This is a genomic window from Streptomyces sp. NPDC006265, assembly GCF_040613555.1.
Lineage (GTDB): Bacteria > Actinomycetota > Actinomycetes > Streptomycetales > Streptomycetaceae > Streptomyces.
In genome coordinates, this window is the sequence record NZ_JBEXSH010001475.1 from 1 (window position 1) to 1,206 (window position 1,206).

General features: G+C 73.6%; 1 protein-coding gene and 1 pseudogene. One reads left to right on the forward strand and one right to left on the reverse strand.

All coding sequences use genetic code 11. The annotated features are described in order from the left end of the window. On the reverse strand, positions 1 to 281 hold a 281-nt coding region (locus ABZ281_RS49920), incomplete at its 3' end, for a nitrilase-related carbon-nitrogen hydrolase (protein WP_356665532.1). A 299-nt stretch (positions 282 to 580) separates the two neighbouring features. Between ABZ281_RS49920 and ABZ281_RS49925 the strand changes: the two are divergent. Further along, positions 581 to 1,009 (forward strand): annotated as a pseudogene (locus ABZ281_RS49925) (Repetin); the annotation flags it as partial. Positions 1,010 to 1,206: the final 197 nt, after the last annotated feature.

Below are 1,206 nucleotides of genomic sequence, written 5' to 3' on the forward strand. Positions count from 1 at the left end.
AGACGATCAATGCGACCCAGCCCGACCTGATCGCGGTCGTAGGCGATCGCCAGGCCGTGGCTCGTGGCGATCTCGGCGACGACGTCCGCGCAGTCGCCGTCGGCGGGCTCGGCGAGCCGGCCGATGTCGTCGCCGATCGCGTACCCCGTCAGGAACAGCTCGGACGTGACGAGCAGCCCGGCGCCCGCGGCGGCGGCCCGGCCCGCGGCCTCGTCGAGGACCTTGAGGTTCCCGGCGGTCGAGCCGGGGCTGCCGGAGCTCTGGAGCAGGGCGGTGCGCATGGGTGTTCCTCACCGGGCGGAAGGGTGGTTGGAGGGGCCACGTAGACGGTACGGGCGGCTGACCAGGGCGGACAAGAAGGAGCCGTTGCGCGCCGGTGAACGGTTCGTTGCGTGCGCGCGGGGCCGGGCGGCGATTCGTTGCGCGCCTCGGGTCGGACTTCCACTCCGTCTCGGAGCGCAGCCGCCCGCGGCCTCCCCCGCCGTACGGCGGAGGCGGGGTACCGCCCCGGGCGCGATGTTCCCGCCGCGCCGGGCCGGAAGCGTAAGAGCTGTCCCCACGACCTGCGGAAGGGAACGAAATGAAGCGCCGTACGAAGATCGTCGTGCTCGGCTCCGCGCTCCTGCTCACGGCCGGGGCGGCCTCGGCCGCGACCGCGTCGGACCCGCCCCGGCAGCAAACAGCGGCGTCGGACGCGCCCCGGCAGCGGGAGGCCGCAGCCCTCACCGGCACCGCCAAGCTGTACCGCTCGGGCGGGGACGACATCACGTTCTCCTTCGACGCGCACCTGGCCGACGAGGACAAGGCCGACCCGTCCAAGGCCACCGGCACCTTCGAGTTCAGCCACTACCTGAACGGCGAGGGCGCCCGGGCCGAGGTGAAGGTCGACTGCCTGCTGACCGGGGGCAAGGTCGCCGTCGTCTCCGGCGTCATCACCGATTCCGACCTGCCGGGCGCCGCGGGCAAGCGGGTCGGCGTCACCGTCCACGACCTCGGCCGCCATGACCGGCGAGGACGGATCGGACGCCGGGGGTACGGCGCCCGAGGCGGTCCTCGGGAGGCACGGCTGGTGGATCAATGTCGCCAGGTCATGGCACCCAGGCTAGTGCCGCGGCAGGCAACGTTCGCCCCGTCGCGACGCCCGGCACGCTCCCCCACGCTCTCGACTCCGCTCGAGCAGGAGGTACCCCCACTCGCCGCACCGGC